The sequence below is a fragment of the Rhodococcus sp. AG1013 genome (assembly GCF_003350365.1).
Lineage (GTDB): Bacteria > Actinomycetota > Actinomycetes > Mycobacteriales > Mycobacteriaceae > Prescottella.
Genome location: NZ_QQAT01000009.1, coordinates 142,365 through 163,009, shown reverse-complemented (window position 1 = coordinate 163,009; position 20,645 = coordinate 142,365). Strand labels below are relative to the sequence as shown.

General features: G+C 70.5%; 18 protein-coding genes. 3 read left to right on the top strand and 15 right to left on the bottom strand.

Features of this window, described 5'->3' with window-relative positions:
* Positions 1 to 12: 12 nt before the first annotated feature.
* Both DEU38_RS13785 and DEU38_RS13780 read right to left on the bottom strand, forming a co-directional pair.
* Positions 13 to 1,041 (bottom strand): hypothetical protein, encoded by a 1,029-nt coding sequence (locus tag DEU38_RS13785; RefSeq protein WP_114721971.1) that lies wholly within the window; start codon positions 1,039 to 1,041, stop codon positions 13 to 15.
* Positions 1,042 to 1,096: 55 nt separating this feature from the next.
* Positions 1,097 to 2,068, bottom strand: coding sequence for a R2-like ligand-binding oxidase (locus tag DEU38_RS13780; protein WP_114722016.1), 972 nt, complete (start codon positions 2,066 to 2,068; stop codon positions 1,097 to 1,099).
* A gap of 250 nt (positions 2,069 to 2,318) precedes the next feature.
* On the opposite strand from DEU38_RS13780, the gene DEU38_RS13775 reads away from it, so the two are divergent.
* Positions 2,319 to 3,125, top strand: coding sequence for an acyl-CoA thioesterase domain-containing protein (locus tag DEU38_RS13775; RefSeq protein WP_114721970.1), 807 nt, complete (start codon positions 2,319 to 2,321; stop codon positions 3,123 to 3,125).
* On the opposite strand, the gene DEU38_RS13770 is transcribed toward DEU38_RS13775, so the two are convergent.
* The 8 genes from DEU38_RS13770 to DEU38_RS13735 all read right to left on the bottom strand — a co-directional run bounded on the left by DEU38_RS13770 (position 3,079) and on the right by DEU38_RS13735 (position 14,420).
* Entirely contained in the window at positions 3,079 to 3,780 is a 702-nt protein-coding gene (locus DEU38_RS13770; protein WP_114721969.1) for a sirohydrochlorin chelatase, read from the bottom strand. The genes DEU38_RS13775 and DEU38_RS13770 overlap by 47 nt on opposite strands.
* Entirely contained in the window at positions 3,777 to 4,949 is a 1,173-nt protein-coding gene (locus DEU38_RS13765; protein WP_114721968.1) for a uroporphyrinogen-III synthase, read from the bottom strand. Before DEU38_RS13765 ends, DEU38_RS13770 begins: the two co-directional genes overlap by 4 nt.
* The gene (nirD, locus tag DEU38_RS13760) at positions 4,946 to 5,374 is read right to left on the bottom strand and encodes a nitrite reductase small subunit NirD (protein ID WP_114721967.1); all 429 of its coding nucleotides are present in this window, start codon (positions 5,372 to 5,374) and stop codon (positions 4,946 to 4,948) included. Before nirD ends, DEU38_RS13765 begins: the two co-directional genes overlap by 4 nt.
* 64 nt (positions 5,375 to 5,438) lie before the next feature.
* Positions 5,439 to 7,964: a nitrite reductase large subunit NirB gene (gene nirB, locus DEU38_RS13755; RefSeq protein WP_114721966.1), complete on the bottom strand. Its 2,526-nt coding sequence runs from the start codon at positions 7,962 to 7,964 to the stop codon at positions 5,439 to 5,441.
* Positions 7,961 to 9,472 carry an FAD-dependent oxidoreductase gene (locus tag DEU38_RS13750; protein ID WP_309473097.1) on the bottom strand — a complete coding sequence of 504 codons (1,512 nt, stop codon included), beginning with the start codon at positions 9,470 to 9,472 and terminating at the stop codon, positions 7,961 to 7,963. The genes nirB and DEU38_RS13750 overlap by 4 nt, the downstream gene beginning before the upstream one ends.
* Entirely contained in the window at positions 9,469 to 11,583 is a 2,115-nt protein-coding gene (locus DEU38_RS13745; protein WP_114721965.1) for a molybdopterin oxidoreductase family protein, read from the bottom strand. Before DEU38_RS13745 ends, DEU38_RS13750 begins: the two co-directional genes overlap by 4 nt.
* Positions 11,580 to 13,028, bottom strand: a complete 1,449-nt coding sequence (locus DEU38_RS13740) for a nitrate/nitrite transporter (protein WP_114721964.1) — start codon at positions 13,026 to 13,028, stop codon at positions 11,580 to 11,582. Before DEU38_RS13740 ends, DEU38_RS13745 begins: the two co-directional genes overlap by 4 nt.
* A gap of 132 nt (positions 13,029 to 13,160) precedes the next feature.
* Positions 13,161 to 14,420, bottom strand: a complete 1,260-nt coding sequence (locus DEU38_RS13735; RefSeq protein ID WP_114721963.1) for an MFS transporter — start codon at positions 14,418 to 14,420, stop codon at positions 13,161 to 13,163.
* 146 nt (positions 14,421 to 14,566) lie between these two features.
* Here DEU38_RS13735 and DEU38_RS13730 point away from each other — a divergent pair, with 146 nt between their 5' ends.
* Positions 14,567 to 15,241 carry a FadR/GntR family transcriptional regulator gene (locus DEU38_RS13730; protein WP_114721962.1) on the top strand — a complete coding sequence of 225 codons (675 nt, stop codon included), beginning with the start codon at positions 14,567 to 14,569 and terminating at the stop codon, positions 15,239 to 15,241.
* Here the strand turns inward: DEU38_RS13730 and DEU38_RS13725 are convergent.
* The 4 genes from DEU38_RS13725 to DEU38_RS13710 form a co-directional block, all read right to left on the bottom strand.
* The gene (locus tag DEU38_RS13725) at positions 15,238 to 16,092 is read right to left on the bottom strand and encodes a TIGR02569 family protein (RefSeq protein WP_114721961.1); all 855 of its coding nucleotides are present in this window, start codon (positions 16,090 to 16,092) and stop codon (positions 15,238 to 15,240) included. The two genes, DEU38_RS13730 and DEU38_RS13725, sit on opposite strands and share 4 nt — an antisense overlap.
* Before the next feature lie 69 nt (positions 16,093 to 16,161).
* Positions 16,162 to 17,349 carry an adenylyltransferase/sulfurtransferase MoeZ gene (gene moeZ, locus DEU38_RS13720; protein WP_114721960.1) on the bottom strand — a complete coding sequence of 396 codons (1,188 nt, stop codon included), beginning with the start codon at positions 17,347 to 17,349 and terminating at the stop codon, positions 16,162 to 16,164.
* 41 nt (positions 17,350 to 17,390) lie between these two features.
* Positions 17,391 to 18,161 carry an HAD family phosphatase gene (locus DEU38_RS13715; RefSeq protein WP_258557880.1) on the bottom strand — a complete coding sequence of 257 codons (771 nt, stop codon included), beginning with the start codon at positions 18,159 to 18,161 and terminating at the stop codon, positions 17,391 to 17,393.
* Positions 18,162 to 18,189: 28 nt separating this feature from the next.
* On the bottom strand, positions 18,190 to 19,197 hold the full coding sequence (locus tag DEU38_RS13710) for a DUF3152 domain-containing protein (RefSeq protein ID WP_397484714.1): 1,008 nt from the start codon (positions 19,195 to 19,197) through the stop codon (positions 18,190 to 18,192).
* A 398-nt stretch (positions 19,198 to 19,595) separates the two neighbouring features.
* Between DEU38_RS13710 and DEU38_RS13705 the strand changes: the two genes are divergently transcribed.
* Positions 19,596 to 20,267: a TetR/AcrR family transcriptional regulator gene (locus DEU38_RS13705; RefSeq protein ID WP_114721958.1), complete on the top strand. Its 672-nt coding sequence runs from the start codon at positions 19,596 to 19,598 to the stop codon at positions 20,265 to 20,267.
* 76 nt (positions 20,268 to 20,343) lie between these two features.
* Here the strand turns inward: DEU38_RS13705 and DEU38_RS13700 are convergent, their stop codons facing one another.
* On the bottom strand, positions 20,344 to 20,577 hold the full coding sequence (locus DEU38_RS13700; RefSeq protein WP_174911900.1) for a DUF3107 domain-containing protein: 234 nt from the start codon (positions 20,575 to 20,577) through the stop codon (positions 20,344 to 20,346).
* Between the last annotated feature and the right edge of the window lie 68 nt (positions 20,578 to 20,645).

Here is a 20,645-nt window from a genome sequence, read left to right as displayed (position 1 = left end):
ACCCCACGTGACTCACGGCTTCGCAACTGATCGACGACCCAGGACGAAGGAGCCCCACGCAATGGCGGCTCCGAGTAGAACCACAAGCACCACAACGACATAGAGCCACGCAGGTAGGCCGGCCTCGTCGGCCTCCACCGCGGCCTGGGGCTCGGCGTCGGCGCCCGACGTCGGCGCCTGGGCCGACGGCAGCGCCTTCGACGCGTCCGAGACGTTCGTCGAGAGCCCCTGGACCACACCGGTGATCGGTCCGGTGCCGTCCACCAGCTGGCCGGTTCCGTCGGCGAGGGCCTTGCCGCCGTCGTCGAGGAGAACCAGCCCGTCACTGAGCTGCCGCGCGCCGTCCGCGATCTGACCCACACCGCTGACGAACTGAGCCGACGGATCGTTGAGTTCGTACGACAGCTGACGTGCCCCGTCCTCGAGCATCGTGAGCTGTACGAGGGTGTCCGGCCCCATCCCTTCGGCGTCGAGTTGCGCGACCAGGTCGGTGACCCGGGCGGACGCGCCCTGCGCCACCGGGTCCGGGGACGCCGACAAGGCCGCCGCGACCTGGCGCAGCGAGCCAGTGACCTGACCCTGGATCTCCCCCAGCCCGCTCAGGCGGTCGACCACCTCGTCGACACCGCCGCTGATCTGCTGCGCGCCGTCGCCGAGAAGCCCGACGCCGCCGCTGAGTTCAGTCAACCCGCTCGAGAGTTGACCAGCCCCGTCGCGCGCCTGCCCCAGCCCGACCGAGAGTTGGTTGGCACCGTCGTCGAGTTGGCGGCCGCCGTCGACCAACTGGCTCACGCCGCCGCTGAGCAGCGACAGCGGCAGGCTCGTCTGCTGCAGGCTGCGCCGAGCCTGCGCCAGCGCGTCCGCGCCCGGATCCGCCTGCGGCGCCTGCTCGGCGGACCCGGGGTCGGCGGTCGAGCCGGGGTCGTCGGCCGTCGCGGTGAAGTAGATGACGGCGCCGACCACGGCAACGACGAGGAGACCGAAGATCATCGCAACCTGCCGAGCCGAGAGCCTGCGGCGGGCATTTTCGTGTTCGCTCATAGGTCCGCGAACGGTAGTCGCGCCGATTAAGCGATCTCTGAGATGGAGATTCAGCTCACGCGGTCGCGGCCTCCGCCGCGGCATCGGTGATCGCCGCCGCGTCCTCCGCCCCGAACTTGTCCTCGAGGGTCTCGGGCGAGTAGTCGAGGTCGATCTCCTCGACCGAGCGGCCCCGGGCGGATTCGATCGCTCCGAGGCGCCGCTGCGCGCGGTCCGCGGCGTACGCGACGAACTCGTCGGGGTCGAGGCCGAACGGCTGCTCCTCGAACTGGTCGTTGACCCACTGGATCATGCCGAGTGCGTGCGGGAGCAACTCCCCCATCCGCTCCTGCACCAGATCCCAGTTGCGGTCGTCGGCGGCCACGTGCCGACGGCAGGTGAAGGTGCCCCACGCCATGTGCCGGCGTTCGTCGTCGCCGATCCGTTTGATCAACTCCTGCATGCCCGGCAGGATTCCGCGCTTGGTACATACCCTCTGCCACGCGTAGTAGCCGGTGAGCGCGAGGCTGCCCTCGATGACGTGGTTGTAGGTGACGGACGCCCGGATCTGGTTCGCCGGACTCGGATCGGTCTCGAGGGCCCGCAGCGATCGGGGCAGTTCCTCGTAGAACAGCGTGCGGTAGAAGGGGTTCTCCGCGACGAAGGGATGCAGGTCGCCGGTGAGCCCCACCGCGTCCATCCACAGCCGGAACACCTGGGTGTGCTTGGCCTCCTCGAAGCAGAACTGCGTCAGGTACATCTCGTCGCCGAAGCGTCCCTCGGCGGCCATCGCCCTCATGAACGGCTGGATGTCCTCGGTGACGGCTTCCTCGCCGGCGATGAACTGCGCGCACAGGTACGTCGCGCTGCGCTGCTGTTCGCTGTTGAGTTCCAGCCAGTCCTCGGCGTCCTGCGTGAAGTCGAGGTCGGTGGGATTCCAGAACTTGGCGTTGCCCTTCACGAACAGCCTGAGGGGAAACGCGTCCCAGTTGAGTCCGCCCTGGCGGAGTGAACTGAAGCCCTGCCTGTCGACTGATGTCGCGGTCATCTGAAGAACCTTCTTCCCGGCCTGCGCCGACGTCCGCCTCGCACGCTCCGAGTCCTGGACCTGGAAGTGTCGGTCGGCCGAGCGTGCCCGGTCGTTCTTCACCGTAGTCCGGTACCCGCGGAATCGGGGCAGTTCCTGCACACCACTGCGCAAGATCCGTGCGTCCCCCGGGTACGCCGATGTGCCGCCCGTCACTTCCCTTGTCGTATGTTCCAGGAAGGCACATACCGAAGAAGGAGTGGGCGCACCCATGAACGAATCGATCGCTTTCCTCACCCGCGACGGGGACGGTTTCTCGCCGCTGCCACTGGGGATCAGCAAATGGTCGTCCGACATGATCAACGGGCCCGCACTCACCGGACTGCTCGCCCGCGACATCGAGAACGATCACGGCGCAGAGGGATTCGTTCCGGCCCGGCTCACGGTCGACCTGTTCCGGCCCGCGCGCGCCGAGCGGATCGACGTCGTGACCCGCAGCGTGCGGACCGGCAACCGTATCCGCGTCGCCGACGGCGAACTGCTGCAGAAGGGTGAGCCCGTCGCACGGGCGACGGTGGTCTTCCTGCGCCGCGGCGTCCAGCCGCCGGGGGAACTGTGGACCCGGCCCGAGAGCCCGCAGCCGCCGCCGCTCAGCCTCCTCGAACCGCTGCAGGCGCCGTCACATCCGTGGATCGGAAGCGACGACCACCCCGCCGGCTGGTCACCGTCGCTGGGAGATCACGAGGGGGCGAGCCGGAAGCGCATATGGCAGTACCAGGTTCCCGTGGTCGCGGGCGAGGAGCCGTCACCGTTCGTGCGTGCCGCGATGGTCGGCGAGACGACGAGCCTGATGACCAACTGGGGAACCGAGGGAATCGGCTTCATCAACGCCGACCTCACGTTGGCGCTGTCACGGCTGCCCGAGGGACCGGAGATCGGCCTCGAGGCCGACAATCACATCAGCGTCGACGGCATCTCCATCGGCAGCACCACGATGTTCGACCGGCTCGGGCCGATCGGTACCTGCATCGTCAGTGCACTGTCGAACGCGCAACGCCAACTGGGCTTCGCGCGCTGAACCGCTCCGCGATCAGGTCGACGATCGCCGGGTCCGCACCCAGCGGCGCGGCGACACCGTCGGCGCCGGCCTGGTGAAGTCGGGCATGGAACAGACCCGGCGCGAGCAGGTAGGACGCGACGAACACCCGACGCTCCCCCTCCGATCGCAGGCGCTCGACGACCTCGGGCACTGTCGGCGACCTGGTCGCGATGTAGGCGACGGGGACCTCGCGGCGCACCCGAACCGAGAGCATCGCGGCGGCTCGCCGGACGTCGTGGCGGGCCCGCGGATCCGACGAACCGGCGGCGGCCAGCACGATGGCGTCTCCTGGCCGCCAACCGGATTCGCGTACGCGTAGCTCCAGGACCTTCGCGAGGACCGGGTGGGGGCCGAGCGCCTTCGTGACGGTCACACCGGGGTGCCGACTCTCGGCGACGAGGCGCGGCACGTCGGTGTGGACGTGGTAGCCCGACGCCAGGAACGCCGGGACCAGCACCGCGGGACCGTGGACGTCGCGCAGCACCTCGGCCGGCGAGGGCCCCACCACGTCGACGAACGCGGTGCGCACCGGCCCGATCCGATCGGCCACCGCGGCAGCGAGTTCCGCGACGGTGTCGACCCCGACCCGACTGCGGGTGCCGTGCGCGACCAACACGAAGGCGGGGCCGGTCACGGTCGGCTCGGCTCGAGCAGTCGGTCGTAGTCCGCCGGATCCAGCGCCAACCGATACCCACGCTTGACGATCGTCTGCACGGCCTTGGGCGCACCGAGATGGCCGCGCAACCGCGCGATCGCCGTCTCCACCGCGTGCGTGTCGTCGCTGCCACCGGGCAGCGCCGCCAGCAGATCCGCACGAGAGACCACCAACCCGGGCCGTTCGGCCAGGCGGCGCATCAACACCATGCCCGCGGGTGGCAGTTGCCGGACCTCACCGTCGACGACGACGCAGTTACCCCGCACGCTGATCTCGTGCCCGCCCGCACGAAGCCGGCCGGCCCGCCGCGGCAGTTCCTCCGCGATGTGCCGGGCCAGCGACCCCAGCCGCGACCGGCCCGGAGCGGTGGTCGGCACCCCCAACGAGGCGAGCGGTGCCGCCGTCACCGGACCCACGCACACCGCCGCGACACCGCCACCGAGCGCCCGCAACAGCGGCTCGAGCATCCCGGTCTCCTTGGCCCGCCCCAGGATCGAGGCCACGGCGGGCGCACTGGTGAAGCTCAGGGCGTCGAGTCCGCCCGTCGCGGCGCAGTCGATCATCCGGTCCAGCGCGGTGCAGTCGTCGGGCGGTGTCCAGCGGTACACGGGCACCGCGATGACGTCGGCGCCGGCCGACCGCAGCGCGGCACAGAAGTCCGGGATCGGTTCCCACTCCGTCGTCGCGCCGTGCAACTGGACCGCGATGCGCCGCCCGGCCACGCCCTCCGCGAGCAGATACTCGAGCACCTCGGCCGACGATTCCGACTCCGGCGACCACTCCTCACGCAGGTCGGCCGCCCGGACGGCGCCCTTCGCCTTGGGGCCGCGGGCGATGATGCGGCTGGCCCCCAGCGCGATGAGCAACTGCTCGGCCCGGCCCCAGCCCTCGGCCGCCCCCATCCAGCCGCGGAACCCGATGCCGGTCGTCGCGACCACGACGTCCGGAGGATCGCCGACGACCGCATCCGTCACCCGCGCCAGTTCGGCGTCGTCGGCGAGCGGGATGATCCGGATCGCGGGCGCGTGCACGACGTCGGCCCCGCGCCGCGTCAGCAGTGTCGCGAACTCGTCGGCCCGCCGCGACGCGGTGATCCCGACCGTGAATCCACGCAGTTCGTCGCCGGTCGGCGGGACCCCTGCCGTCACGGTGAACCTTCCCTCGTCGGGATCACACACACCTGCACGACGTCGTCGCCGCGACCGCGAACCACCCGCACCGGGTACACGGGCAACCGGACCCCGTCGTCGTCGAGGCAGCGCCCGTCGTTGAGCGAGAACACCTGTTTGAGCAGTGGAGACGCCACCGTCGGCTCGCCACCGCGGTCCCCCACCAGGCCGCGGGACATCACCGCGGCCCGCCCGAACGGATCGATGTTGCCCACCGCCCGCAGGCTCCCGTCCGCCAGCAGGAACAGCGCCGCCTGCGCACCGCCCCGCAGCAGCACGGCCACGCCGCGGCCGGGGATCAGGTGCCCCCGCGCGCACGCCGACGTCCAGTGCCGCTCCTCCGTGACGAAGGCCGTCTCGTGGGTGTCGGTCGTGCCGGACACCCAGCTTTCCATCACCGTCATCGCAGTCCTCCCTGTGCTGTTGCTCATTGAACGGTCGGGTTGTTTCTTCGGGGTTACCCGGCGATTACCGGCGCGAGGAGCTTTCCCGCCTCCCGTCCGGAACGTCCGGAATGCCGATCAGGACCGGGATCCTGCGCGGGCCGGAGTCGTCGAACGCCACGGTCGGATCGGGCACCTCGGGGGCGTTGACGAAGGAGACGAACCGCGACAGCTTCTCGGGATCGTCGAGCACGCCCGCCCACTCGTCGCGGTAGCCGGCGACGTGCCGGGCCATCGCGTCCTCGAGTTCGTCGGCGATGCCGAGGCCGTCGTCGCACACCACCGCGGCCAGGTGTTCGAGGCCGCCCTCGAGCGACTCGATCCACGGCGCGGTCCGCTGCAGCCGGTCGGCGGTGCGGACGTAGAACATGAGGTAACGGTCGATGTACCGGATCAGGGTGGCGTCGTCGAGCCCACCGGCCAACAGCTGCGCCTGCCGCGGGGTCTGCCCGCCGTTGCCGCCGACGTAGAGGTTCCAGCCGCTCTCGGTCGCGATGACGCCGACGTCCTTGCCGCGCGCCTCGGCGCACTCGCGCGCACACCCCGACACCCCGAACTTGATCTTGTGCGGCGCCCGCAGCCCGCGGTAGCGGTTCTCGAGCCGCACCGCCATGCCCACCGAGTCCTGGACGCCGTACCGGCACCACGTGGACCCGACGCAGCTCTTCACGGTGCGCAGCGACTTGCCGTACGCCTGACCGGATTCCATACCGACGTCCACGAGCCGGCGCCAGATCTCCGGTAGCTGCTCCACCCGCGCGCCGAACAGGTCGATGCGCTGACCGCCCGTCACCTTGAGATACAGACCGTAGTCCCGCGCGATCTCACCGATCGTGATGAGCTGTTCCGGCGTGCACTCCCCTCCCGGCATCCGCGGCACCACAGAATAGGTACCGTTGCGCTGGATGTTGGCGAGGAAGTGGTCGTTGGTGTCCTGCAGCGACGCCTGCTCGCCGCCCAGTACGTGCTCCGACGACGTCGACGCCAGGATCGACGCGACGACGGGTTTGCAGATGTCGCAACCCGTTCCGGTGCCGTACTGCCCGATCAGCCCGGAGAACGTGCGGGTACCGGTGGCGCGGACGATCTCGAACAGCTCGGCCCGCGACTGCGTGAAGTGCTCGCACAGCGCCTTCGACAGCTCCACGCCGGACGACGCGAGCAGTGCCTTCACCGTCGGCAGGCACCCGCCGCACGTGGTCCCGGCGCCGGTGCACGACTTCACCGCCGCGACGTCGCACGCCCCGTCGGTGATCGCCGCACAGATCGCCCCCTTGGTCACGGCGTTGCACGAGCACACCTGGGCGTCATCGGGAAGTGTTCCCGCGCCGGGCTTCTCACCGGCCGGCGAGATCAGCGCGGCCGGGTCGCCGGGCAGTTCCCGGCCGACCAGCGGACGCAGCGAGCCGTACGCCGACGCGTCGCCGACCAGGATCCCGCCGAGCAGGGTCCTCGCGTCGTCGGAGACGACGAGCTTGGCGTACGTCCCCTTCGCGGCGTCGCTGAGCACCACCTCGAGGGCGCCCGGTGTGACGGCGTGGACGTCGCCGAAGCTCGCGACGTCCACACCGAGCAGCTTGAGCTTGGTGGACAGGTCGGCGCCGGGGAACACCGCATCGCCGCCGAGCAGGCGGTCGGCCACCACCTCGGCCGTCGTGTAGCCGGGTGCGACCAGGCCGTAGCAGCGCCCCTCCACTGCGGCGCACTCTCCCACCGCGAATACCGCGGGATCGGATGTGACGCAACCGCTGTCGGTGAGGATGCCGCCGCGTTCGGCGATGTCGAGACCGGCGTCGCGGGCCAGCCGATCCTGCGGGCGGACACCCGCCGAGAACACCAGCAGCGCGGCGTCGATCACCGACCCGTCGGACAGTTCCACCCGGACGCCGTCCGATCCGTCGGTGATCGAACCGATTCCCGTTCCGGTGTGCAGTGTGAGCCCGAGGTCGGTCACGAGGCGGGCCAGCACCGCACCACCGCCCTCGTCGACCTGCAACGGCATCAGCCGGGCGTTGTGCTCCACGACGTGTGGCGACATCCCCAACTGGCGCAGCGCGTTCGCGGCCTCGAGCCCGAGCAGGCCGCCGCCGACCACGACGCCGACGGCGCCCGGCCCGGCAGCCTCCGCGCGGGCCCGGATGCCGTCGAGGTCGCCGGGGGTGCGGTAGACGAAGCACAGGTCGTGATCGTGTCCGGACACCGGCGGGACGAACGGGTACGAACCCGTCGCCAGCACCAACGCGTCGTAGGCCAACGTCTCGCCCGTCGACGTCGTCACGGTGCGCGCGTCCCGGTCGATCGCGTCCGCCCGCACCCCCACCCGCAGGTCCACGGCGGGATCGCCGGCGAAGTCGTTGCCCGCCAGGGCGAGTTCCTTCGCATCCCAGGAGCCGACGTACGACGACAGCGCCACCCGGTCGTACGCCGGCAGGGCCTCCTCGCACAGCACGGTCACCGACCAGGCGTCGGCCTCGTCGCGCGCCCGCAGCGCCTCCACGAAGCGGTGGCCCACCATGCCGTGTCCGATCACGATCGCGGTCCGTTCGTTCATGCCGCACCTTCCTTCCGGGACGGTGTTTCTCGTTCGTCGTGGGTCTCGTCGTCGTTGTGGGGATCCCCGACCTGGGGGTCACTGCTCCGCAGCCACTCGCAGATGCCCTCCACCGCGGCACTGCATCCGCCGCACCCCGTCGTCGCGCGGGTCGCGGTCGCCAGCGCGGCCGGCGACCGCGCCCCGGACCGCCACGCGACCGTGAGATTCGATTTGGTCACCGAGTTGCAGCGGCAGATCACCGCGCCGCCCGGCATCCCGGCGGGGCTCACCGATTCGGTGGCCGCGGCGCCGCGGCCGGTCAGCAGCACCATGCGGTCGTGCGGCACCGGCAGTCCGGCGTCGAACAGTTGGGTGACGGTGCCGACCACGTCGGGGCTGCCGAGCAGGACCGCGCCGACGATCCGCTCGTCGCGCACCACGACCTTGGCGTAGCGTCCGCGCGCCGGGTCGGCGACGGTGAGCACCTCGTGGTTCTCGCTGTGCAGGTCGGCACCCACGTCCCCCATCGACGCGAGGTCGATGTCGTGGGCCTTGAGCCGGGTCACCGTCTCGCTGCCCCGGTACTCGGATTCCGGATCGGCGCCGGTGATCCGGTCGGCCACCACCGCGGCCTGCTCCCAGCCGGGCTGCACCAGCCCGTACACCTCGCCGCGATGCTGCGCGCACTCCCCGATCGCCCACACGTGCGGGGCACTGGTGCGCAGTCCGTCGTCGACGACGACGCCGTGGTCGACGACGACACCGGCATCGCGCGCCAACGCGGTGTCGGGCCGGATCCCCGCCGTGAGCACCACCAGATCGGCCGGCAGTTCGGTGCCGTCGTCGAGGACGAGCAGGCGTTCAGTGCCGTTGCCGCGCAGCGTCTTCGCGCGCCGGTTCAGCAGCAGCCGCATGCCCAGGCCGGTGAGCACACGGGTCAGGACCGTGCCGCCACCCGCATCCATCTGCCGTTCCATCGGCACCGCCTTGGGGTGCACGACGGTGACGTCGACGCCGCGCAGCAGCAGCCCCCGGGCCGCCTCGAGACCCAGCAGGCCGCCGCCGAGCACCACCGCCCGGCACCCCGGCGCCGCGGCGTCGGCGATCCGGTCGCAGTCCTCGACGGTTCGGAACGCGACCACCCCGGCGGCGGCGACGTCCAGCCCCTCGACCGGCGGCACGAACGATGTGCTGCCCGTCGCGAGGACCACCTCGTCGTAGCCGAGCACCGTGCCGTCGCCGCCGCGCACCACCCGCGACCCGGTGTCGACCGCCTCCACCCGCACCCCGATGCGCACGTCGACGTGGTTGCGCGCCCACCAGTCGTCCGGCCGCAGCCGGGTGTCGCGCGCGGTGATGCTGCCCGCCAACACGTTCGACAGCAGGATCCGGTTGTACGCGGCGCGCGGCTCCGCGCCGAACACCACGACCTCGAGACGCGCGGGGTCGCGTTCGTGGCGGCGCAACTCCTCGGCCAGGCGCGCACCCGCCATGCCGTTGCCGACGATCACCACGCGCCGGGTCACGGCCGAACCCCCGCCCCTGCCTCGAGGCGGACCGCGCACACCTTGAACTCCGGCATCCGGCTCGTCGGGTCGAGGGCCGGATTCGTCAGCAGGTTTGCCCGCGCGTCGCCCGCGAAGTGGAACGGCAGGAAGACGGTGTCCAGCCGCATCGACTCGTCGCACCGGACCGACGCCGCCACCCGACCGCGCCGGGCCACCACCGTCGCAGCGTCGCCGTCGCGCAGTCCGACGCGGGCCGCGGTGTCGGGATGGACCTGGACGAACATCGGTCCCGCGGCCGCCGCGAGTTCGGCCACCCGCCGGGACTGCGCGCCCGACTGGTAGTGCGCCAGAACCCGTCCCGTGGTCGCGAGCAGCGGGAACTCGGTATCCGTCGGCTCGGCGGGACCGCGATGCTCGACGGCGGTGAACCGCGCCCGCCCGTCGTCGGTCGCGAACCGGTCCAGGAACAGCCGCGGCGTCCCCGGATGCGCGACGTCGGGGCACGGCCAGTGCAGCGCCTCGCCCGCATCCAGCCGCGCGTACGTGACACCCGCGTAGTCGGCGACACCGCCCGCCGACGCGCGGCGCAGTTCGTCGAACACCACCTCCGGCGAGGTCGGGAACCGGGACGCGGGTTGCCCGAGCCGAACGGCCAACTCCCGCCACACCTCGAGCTCACCGCGCGCCCCGTCCGGCGGGGTCGTTGCGCGACGACGGCGCAGCACCCGGCCCTCGAGGCTGGTCATGGTGCCCTCCTCCTCGGCCCACTGCAGGACCGGCAGCACCACGTCGGCCATCGCGGCGGTCTCCGACAGCAGGAAGTCGCACACCACCAGCAGGTCCAGCGAGCGCAGGCGGTCGACGACGTGGCCGGCCCGCGGCGCCGACACCGCGAGGTTGGCGCCGTGCACCATCAGGGCGCGGGGACCGTCGGGGCGGCCGAGGGCGTCGAGCAGCTCGTACGCGCTGCGCCCCGGTCCGGGTAGGTCCGCCGGGTCGATTCCCCACACCCGCGCAACATGTTCGCGGGCAACGGGATCGGTGATCTTGCGGTACCCGGGCAGCTGGTCGGCCTTCTGCCCGTGTTCGCGGCCCCCCTGCCCGTTGCCCTGCCCCGTGACGGCGCCGTAGCCGCTGCCGCGGCGTCCCGGCAGGCCCAGCGTGAGTGCGAGCGCGATCCACGCCGAGACGGTGTCGGTGCCGGTCGCGTGCTGCTCGGCGCCGCGGGCGGTGAGGACGTAGGCGCCGGTGTCGTTGCGGCGGGAGCGCGACAGGATCTCCACCGCCCGGCGCAGCGACGCGACGGGCACGCCGGTGACGCGTTCGGTGCGCTCGGGCCACCACTGTGCCGCCGCGAGCCATGTGTCGCCGAACCCGTCGGTTCGCGCCTCGACGTACTCCCGGTCGAGGTGGCCTTCCGTGACCGCGAGGTGCAGCATGCCCAGGGCCAGCGGCAGATCCGTGCCGGGCGCGAGTTGCAGGTGCAGTCCCCCGCCGGCCAGCGCGCGTTCCACCGTGGCGGTGCGGCGGGGGTCGGCGACGATCAGCCCGCCAGAGTCGGCGGCGGCCGTGAGGTGCCCGACCAGGGGCGGCATCGTCTCGGCGACGTTGCCGCCGGCGAGCAGGATCGCCTTCGCCGACGTCAGATCCGAGACCGGGAACGGCAGTCCGCGGTCGAGCCCGAACGCGCGGATCCCCGCCGCGGCCGCCGACGACATGCAGAACCGGCCGTTGTAGTCGATGTTCGACGTGCCGAGCGCGACGCGCGCGAACTTGCCGAGCATGTACGCCTTCTCGTTGGTGAGCCCGCCACCGCCGAAGATCCCGACCGCGTCCCGTCCGCCCGCGTCCTGTGCGGAACGGAAGCCGTCCACGACCCGGTCCAGCGCCTCCGGCCACGTCGCCCGTCGCAGCGTGCCCGCGTCGCGCACCAGCGGGGTCGTCAACCGGTCGGGGTGGCGCAGCAGTTCGGCGCTGGTCCACCCTTTCTGGCACAGTCCGCCCCGGTTGGTCGGGAACTGGCGTCCGGCGACCGTCACGCTCCCGGCCTCGCGCGTGAGCGTCATCGCGCACTGCAGACCGCAGTACGGGCAGTGCGTCGCCGTCGCGGCGGCGAGGGTGGCCGTCATGACGACACCGCAATCGGCTGTCCGGCAGTCGCTTCCGAAACCGACGGGCGGCGCAGGAACACGAACCACGTGACGATCGCGCACACCACGTAGAAGCCGAGGAACACCCAGAAGGCCATCGTCGCCGACTTCGCGGGACTGCTGTACGACGCCCGCAGCACCAGGTTGATGCCGACGCCGCCGAGACCACCGACGGCACCCGCGAACCCGATCAGGGCGCCGGACATGTTGCGCGACCATGCTGCCCGGGCCGGTTGGTCCAGCCCGGCGAGTTCGCGGGAGCGCGCCTCGAAGATCGACGGGATCATCTTGTACACCGAGCCGTTGCCGAGGCCCGAGAGCACGAACAGCACCACGAACCCGATCACCAGCGCCGTCATCGCGCCGGCGCCCGCGGCACCGGGCGTGCTGTCGTCGACGGTCCCGGCCGCGACGAGCACCGCCGTCGCGAACACCATGGTCACGAACGTGTACAGCGTGATCCTGCCCCCGCCGATGCGGTCGGCCAGCCTGCCGCCGATCGGGCGGGCGATCGACCCGAGCAGCGGCCCGAGGAACGCGATCTGCGCGGCGTGCAGCGCGGCCTGCGCGGGACTGGCGCCACCGGCGAGGAAGTTGATCTGCAGCACCTGACCGAACGCGAAGCTGAAACCGATGAACGATCCGAAGGTGCCGATGTAGAGGAAGCTGACGATCCACGACTCGCGGATCCGCAGTGCCTGCGCCATCGAGCGCAGGTCCGCCTTCTGGTTGCCGAGGTTGTCCATGAACAGGGCGGCGCCGACCGCGGCCACCGCGATCAGCACGAGGTACACCGCGCACACGAGATACGGGGCGGTATTGCCGGCGGTCGCGATCACCAGCAGACCCACCAACTGGATCACCGGTACACCGATGTTGCCGCCACCCGCGTTCAGTCCCAGCGCCCAGCCCTTGAGCCGCTGCGGGTAGAAGGCGTTGATGTTCGCCATCGACGACGCGAAGTTGCCGCCGCCGACGCCCGCGGTGGCGGCCACCAGCAGGAACGTCGTGTACGACGTGCCGGGATGCATCACGAACCACAGCGTCAGCACGGTCGGGATCAGCAGCACCAGAGCGCTGAACACCGTCCAGTTACGGCCGCCGAACCGGGCGGTGGCGACGGTGTACGGAATCCGCAACACCGAGCCGACGAGGGTCGGGACCGCGACCAGGAAGAACTTGCCGGCCGCGTCGATGCCGAACACGTCGGTGGGCATGAACAGCACCATCACCGACCAGATCGACCAGACGGAGAAGCCGACGTGCTCGGCGACCACCGACCACACGAGATTGCGGCGGGCGATGTCCTTGCCGCCGGCCTCCCACGCGTCGACGTCCTCGGCGTCCCAGCGCGCGATGTAGTGCCCCTGCACCACCGGCGCGTGCGCATCCGGTGCTGTGGACCGATCGGAGAGTGTGGTCACCTGGGCCTCCTACCTGTGTGGGAAACCCCAAGGTAGGAGGCCGATGTTGCCGCGGTGATGCCCCCGATGACCCGTCCGTCAACTCTCGCTCACCCGCGCAGATCCGGGCAGTGAGGTCTACGGACCTGCAGGTCAGGCGGTCTTGCCGCCCCAGCTGTCCTCGAGCATGCGCGGCTTGCACGCCGCCCACGCGGAGATCAGGACGACGACGACGGCGACGCCGAGCAGCGCGAACGGTGCACCCCACCCGCCGGTGGACTCGTGCAGCACGCCGAACAGCAACGGCCCGATGCACGCGACGGTGTAGCCGATGCCCTGCGTGAAGCCGGACAGCGCGGCCGACCCGGTGTGGGTGCGGGTGCGCAGGTTGATCAGCGTCAGCGACATCGGGAACGTGCTGGGCCCGAGCCCGATGATGATCACCCACAGGATCGGCACCGACATCGGCGCCAGGAACAGCCCGGTGAAGCCGATCGCGTAGCAGACCGCGCAGCCCACGACGATCGGGAACGGGTTCCGCATCCGCGCGCACACGGTGGGCGCGCCGAACGCCGCGATCAGACCCATCAGCGAGAACAGTGCGACCATGCTGCCGCCGAACGACTCGCTCGCTCCCGCCTCGGTGAGGATCTCGGGGATCCACGTGAACATCGAGTACGTGATGAGCGAGGTCATGCCGAACATGCCGGCCATGCCCCAGCCCACCGGCGAGCGCCACGGTCGGCCGGGCGCATGCTCCGCCGGCAGCGTCGCGGCGGTGGTCGCGGCGGCTGTGTCTGCAGAGGTCTTCTTGCGGCCGCGGGCGAGGATCATCAGCCACGGCGCGGCGGCCGCGAACCCGAGCAGCGACCACACACCGAGCGAGATGCGCCAGTCGAACGCGTCCGCGAGCGGCACCGCGACCGTCGCCGGCAGGATCGTGCCGATCTGCGCGCCCGTGATGTAGATCGAGCTCATGAGCGCCAGACGATCGCTGAAGTACCGCTTGACCAGCGGCGGGATCACGACGTTGCCGATGCCCATGCCGCCGAGCGCGAGCGCCGACAGCGCGAGCAGCGACCACGTGTCGCCGACCATCGCGCGGGTGAGCATGCCGACGCCGGCCATCATCATCGCCAGCAGCGCTGTCCATTCGAGCCCGAGTCGGCGCGCGATTGCCGGGGTGAGCAGACCGAACACGGCGAACATCGCCGTGGGCACCATGCCGAATACGCCGACGACGGTGGACGAGAAACCGAGGTCGTCACTGATCTGCGACGCGAGCGGCGTGAACGACGTGACCGCCAGACGCAGCGTCAGCGCCGACATGGCGATGGCCGCGAAAACCAGTACCCGGCCCGCGAGCAGGGGCTGCGGTCCTCGTATGGGTGTGGACGTCGCGGACGCGGTCATCTACTGCCTCGTTCCCGTGGGAGATGGTGAATGGGGAGTGCCCGGCCCGAACGGCCTTTGCACTCGACCCGAGAAATCATAGGATGACCGGACGAAAGTGTGCAAAGCATAATTCGTGAGACGACCGCCTACCCCGCAGGAGCGCCGTGCAACCCGTCCGCCGCAGCACCCTGATCGCCCAGGTGACCGAACAGCTCCGTGACGAGATCCGGTCCGGTAACTGGCCGGTCGGGACGCGCATCCCCACCGAGCCCGAGCTGTCCGAGCTGACCGGGACCGGTCGCAACACGGTGCGCGAGGCCGTTCAGGCCCTCGTCCATTCAGGACTGCTCGAACGGCGCCAGGGTTCGGGGACCTTCGTGCTCGCCGACTCCGAGGTCAGCGGCACCCTCGGCAAGTACTTCGCCGGAGCCCACGAACGCGACGTGCTCGAGCTCCGCCAGTCGCTCGACGTGACCGCGGCCGGCCTGGCCGCGCAACGCCGCGACAACTCCGACATCGAGACCCTGCGCGGCCTGCTCGACGATCGGATCACGGCGTGGGAGTCGGCCGACCTGCACACCGCGATCGCCGCCGACATCGCGCTGCACCGGGGCATCGTCGCGGCCAGCCACAACCGCGTCTACCTCGAGTTCTACGACTCACTGTTGCCCGCGATCGAGGCGACGGTCCTCAAGCATGTGTCCGCCACCGGGGCCGCCTTCCACGACGAGCACAGTTCGCTGGTCGAGGCCGTGATCGCCGGCGACGCCGACCGCGCCGTCGGGGCCGCCCGCTGCTTCTTCGACGAACTGCTCGCCGGGTACGCGAACGAACGCTAGAGGATCAGGCGCACCAGTTCGGCGGTACGCATCAGGCCGGGCAGCGCATCGGGCGTGGACCGCGGGTGCAACGTGTGCACCGACAGCCGGAACAGCAACGCCCGCAGCAGCATCTGCGGCCACTCCGGCAGGTCTTCCCAGCGTCCGATCAGGCCCTCGTCGGCGCCGCCCCACGACAGCGCGTCGACGACGGCCACCCCGGCCGCCCACGGCGCGGGACGCCAGTACGGCGTGATGTCGGTGACGCCCGGCGCGGCGCTGCCCGCGAACAGGACGGTGCCGAACAGGTCTCCGTGCACCAGCTGATCCGGGGACCGCACCGGCTTGCGCAGCGAAGCGAGCTGCCCGATCAACTCCACGCTGCGCTGACCGTCGGGCGACAGGTCCTCGAGCGCACCCGCCGCCCTGGCCGACCGCAGCGGCACCGTCTCCCACGCGGCCCGGTCGGCGGCGACGAAGACGTCGACATCGGCCCACGGCGCGACGGGCGGCTGCGCGAGGAATCGGGGGCGCTCCAACTGCGCCGTCGCCGCGTGCAGGCGCAGCGACAGCGAGACCACCTCGTCGTGGCGCGGCTCGGGGGTCCCGACGATGAAGGTGTCCGCCCGCCAACCGGATACGACGTAACGGCCGTCCGTGGCGCGCACCGGCCGGGCGAGCCGGACCGCGTCCACGGCCAGGGTTTCGCGTACCTTCGCGGACCATGCCGCGCGGGCGTGATCGGCGACCGGGGTGAGCACGACGTCGCCCAACCGCCAGCCGCCCTCCCAATCCGCGCCCAGGGCCATCGGTTCGACCTCGCGGAGACCGAAGGTCGAACAGACGTGCTGGGGAGGTTGCGCAGAGCTCACGGCCCTGAGGCTACCGCCGGATACCGGTCGGATCGGTGAGGCGCTCCGGGACGGACTCGACAACCCGACTCAGTAGACGGGAAGCGACGGATCGACCTGCTGCGCCCACGCGATGACGCCGCCCTGCAGATGCACCGCGTCGGCGAAACCCGCCTTGCGGATCGCGGCGAGGGCCTCGGCCGATCGGATACCGGTCTTGCAGTGCAGCACGATGCGCTTGTCCTGCGGCAGATCCGCGAGGGCCTCGCCGGACAAGATGCGCCCCTTGGGGATCAGCGTCGCACCGGGCAGGTGCACGATGTCCCACTCCACCGGTTCCCGCACGTCGACGATCGCGATGTCGGCACCCGAGTCGATCAGCTCCCGCAGTTCGATCGGCGTGATCGTGGACTCCCGATCGGCGTCGGTGACGGCCTCCACACCGCAGAACGCGTCGTAGTCGATCAGTTCGGTGACCGGCACCCGGTCGGGGTCGCGGCTCAGCTTCACGGTGCGGTAATTCATCGCCAGCGCGTCGTAGATCATCAACCGACCCAGCAGCGAATCGCCGATGCCGGTGATCAGCTTGATCGCCTCGGTCGCCATGATCGATCCGATCGACGCGCACAGCACACCGAGCACGCCGCCCTCCGCGCAGGACGGCACCGTCCCCGGCGGCGGCGCCTCCGGGTAGAGGTCGCGCAGCGTGATGCCAGTGACGCCGTAGCCGTCGGGCGCGGCGTCCCAGAACAGCGACACCTGCCCCTCGAAGCGGTAGATCGAGCCCCACACGTACGGTCGGCCGGCCAGGACGGCAGCATCGTTGACGAGGTAGCGGGTGGCGAAGTTGTCGGCGCCGTCGAGGATCAGGTCGTACTCGCCGAACAACTCGACCGCGTTGGACGCCTCGAGCCGGAACTCGTGCAGGCGCACGTCGACGTGCGGATTGATCTCCCGGATCTTCTCCCGCGCGCTCTGCGCCTTGGACCGTCCGATGTCGGCGGTGCCGTGGATGACCTGGCGCTGCAGATTGGACTCGTCGACGACGTCGAAGTCGACGATGCCGATCGTGCCGACACCGGCCGCGGCGAGGTACATCAGTGTGGGCGAGCCCAACCCGCCGGCGCCGATCACGAGTACGCGGGCGTTCTTGAGCCGCTTCTGCCCGCTCGTCCCCACGTTCGGGATGATCAGGTGTCGGCTGTACCGCGCGACCTCGTCGCGGCTCAACTCCCCTGCGGGTTCGACCAGTGGGGGAAGCTGACTACTCGCGGGCACCGCACACTCCTGACATCGACCGTTCAACGCTCGCGTCCAGCCTAGGCCGTCGGGAACCGCACCTCGAGGTCGATCGGATCCGCGACCACGACGTCGGCTCCCGCCTCGCGCAGCGCGGCGGCGTGATGCGTCCGGTCGACGCCGACGACCACCCCGAACGACCCGCGGCGGCCCGCCTCGACGCCCGAGAGAGCATCCTCGAGCACGACGCACTGCGACGGCGCCAGACCCAGCCGCCTCGCGCCCTCGAGATACGTCGCAGGGTCGGGCTTGCCGGCCAGGGACAGCCGGTCGACGTCGATGCCGTCGACGCGGGCGTCGAAGCTGTCGGCCAGTCCCGCCGCCGTCAGCACCCGATTCGCGTTGCGGCTCGCCGTCACCAGCGCAACGGGGACGTGCGCGGCGCGCAACCGTTCGATCAGTGTCACGGTACCCGGGAAGGCATCCACGCCGTTCTCGTCGAGTTCGTGCAGGAACAGCGCATCCTTGCGGGCCGCGAGCCCGCACACGGTGTGTGCCTCCGGCGGATCCGACGGGTCGCCGCGCGGGATGTCGATCGACCGCGACGCGAGGAACGACGCGACGCCGTCGACCCGCGGCCGGCCGTCGACGTAGTTGACGTAGTCGTCCGCGGTGAAGTGCGCCTCGCCCTTGCCGCGTTCGTCGAGGAACTCGTCGAACAGCCGGCTCCAGGCCCGGGCGTGGACCCGCGCGGTGTCGGTGACGACGCCGTCCATGTCGAACAGGAACCCGGCGCAGGCGGTGTCACCGATGTGGACGACGGGCGGGCTCGAGGACGATGCGACAGACACAGCCGGCCCCTCCTTCTCGGATCCTTGCTCAGACTCGCGGGTACGGCCAGGGATTGAACCGGCACACCTTGCCGTCCATCGGGACGACGCCCTCGGGATCGAGCGCGGCGATGTCGTTGTTCGCGGTGCCGAACGTCTGCTGCATCATCACCGGCGCCAATCCGCCGTCGGTCTCGCACGGCTGATGCTCCCGGTACCCGATCGCGTGCCCCACCTCGTGGTTGATCTGGTACTGCCGGTACGAGCCGATGTCGCCCTGGAATCCGATCGCGCCGCGCACCCAGCGCGGCTCGTTGAGAACGACCCGTTCGATGCCCGGGTTGTAGCAGGACACCTCGAGTTGGATGTCGTATCCGCACGCCTCACGGATCGACATCTGCGACGTCAGCGAGATGCGGAAGTCGACGTCTCCCTGATCGACCCTGCGGAACGCGAAACGGGGGTCCTTGGTCCAGCTCTTGGGGTTACCGAGGGTCTGGTCCACCATCCGGCCGAACGACTCGTCGCCGCCGAATCCGGCGGTGTCGATCCCGTCCTCCACCTCCACGGTGTACGTGAAGACCCGCTCGGCGCCCTGACCGACCTGCCCGGTGGTCCCGGGCACCACGTGCCACGTGCCGGCGGCCGTTGCGGTGAACGGACCACCGTCGGGCAGCGCACCGGCGGGCACGGTGTCGGCGAAGTTGCCGTCGGCGAGCGGCGGGACACCGATGATGTCCGTGCCGTCCTCGTGGCTGAGCTCACCGAATCCGGGGTCGGTCGACGCGCTCGAACCCGAGTCGCCGAAGCCGCGGACCGCGTCCACGACGACCAGCACGGTCACGATCAACAACACCGGGATTGCGTATGCCCGCCACCCGTACATCGACACGAACTTGCCGAGTCGGCTCTGCTTCCTCGCTGCACGATCCGGGCGTGGCACGCGGGGGCGCCCGATGTTCCGGCGCGTCGGATCCCACAGAGCCCGAAGCGGCTCGTGCGGATCGGGCACCCGACCGGGATCGAATCCGTTGTTCCTGCTGTCGCCGTTCCTGATGTCGCCGGACGTCGGGTCGTCGGACACCTCGGGAACTGTGCCCCCCAGGCGCGGTCCTCCTCGGTCAGTCACCCAGCCAGAATCTCACAGTCCGCCGAGCGGTTCACCCGGTGCGCCTGAATCCGCGGGCTCCCCTCGCGCCGCGGTGCTCGGCGTGGGATCCTGGAATACTCATCACCAGGAGCGCCGCCGATGGCCTGTCGCCGGCCGATCAGGGTCCATCGACGCACCGCCGAGTGACCGTCAGTCACCGTGGACGACGACTCGGTACGACAACTCAGTACAGCGAATGCGGCCGAGAACCGTCCGGGTATCGTTCAAATGATTTATCTTGCCCCGAGGCGTTCGTGAAGTCGGACACCGAACGAACTGGGCTCTTTGTGCAGATTGGGAGCGACATGACTGAACTCGCGGATCGGACACACTCCGATCGCGCCGCCACGACCGCAAACGGTCAGGGCACCCGCCGCAGCACCCGCCTACCCCGGGATGCGCGGCGCCTTCAGTTGCTCGCGGCCGCCAGCGAGGTCTTCGTCAGCCGTGGCTATCACGCCGCCGGGATGGACGAGATCGCCGAGTGTGCCGGAGTGAGCAAGCCGGTGCTGTACCAGCACTTCCCGGGCAAGCTCGAGCTGTACGTCGCGGTGCTGCAGAGCTACGTCGACAGTCTCATCTCGGGTGTGCGCCAGGCGCTGCGGTCCACGACGGACAACAAGCAGCGAGTGCGCGCGGCGGTCCAGGCGTTCTTCGATTTCGTCGACAACGACTCCCAGGGTTTCCGCCTGGTCTTCGAGTCCGACCTGATGGGCGAGCCGCAGGTGGCACGCCGCGTCGAGCAGGCCACCGAGGCATGTGTCGATGCGGTGTTCGACCTGGTGGCGCACGACTCCGGGCTCGACCCCTACCGGGCCCGCATCCTGGCGGTCGGCCTGGTCGGGACCAGCCAGTTCACGGCCCGGTACTGGCTCGAGGCCGCGCGCCCCATCCCGAAGGAGGAGGCCGTCGACACGACGGTCGCGCTCGCGTGGGGCGGTCTGTCGCACGTGCCGCTGCACGCCGAGTCCAAGTAACCGGGACCGGCACTTCCGATACACGCGAAGGGCGCGCAGTCGGGATGACTGCGCGCCCTTCGTGTATGTCTCGGTTCTAGCTCGTAGCCGCGAAGCCGACCTTGCGGCTGTCCGACGGGCCGATCTCCACGTAGGTGATCCGTCCCGCCTGCACCAGGAACTTGCGTCCCTTGTCGTCGACGAGCGCGAGAACACCGTCAGCCTTGCCGGCGACCGCGTCCTTCACGAGCGCCTCCACCTCGTCGGGCGACTGGGCGCTGTTGACGACGAGCTCACGCGGGCTGTCAGTTACACCGATCTTGACCTCCACGGTCAACCTCCGAACTCTCCGAGCGCTTTCAGCTGTCTCGGCCAGATTAGTGCAGCACCGACCGGTCC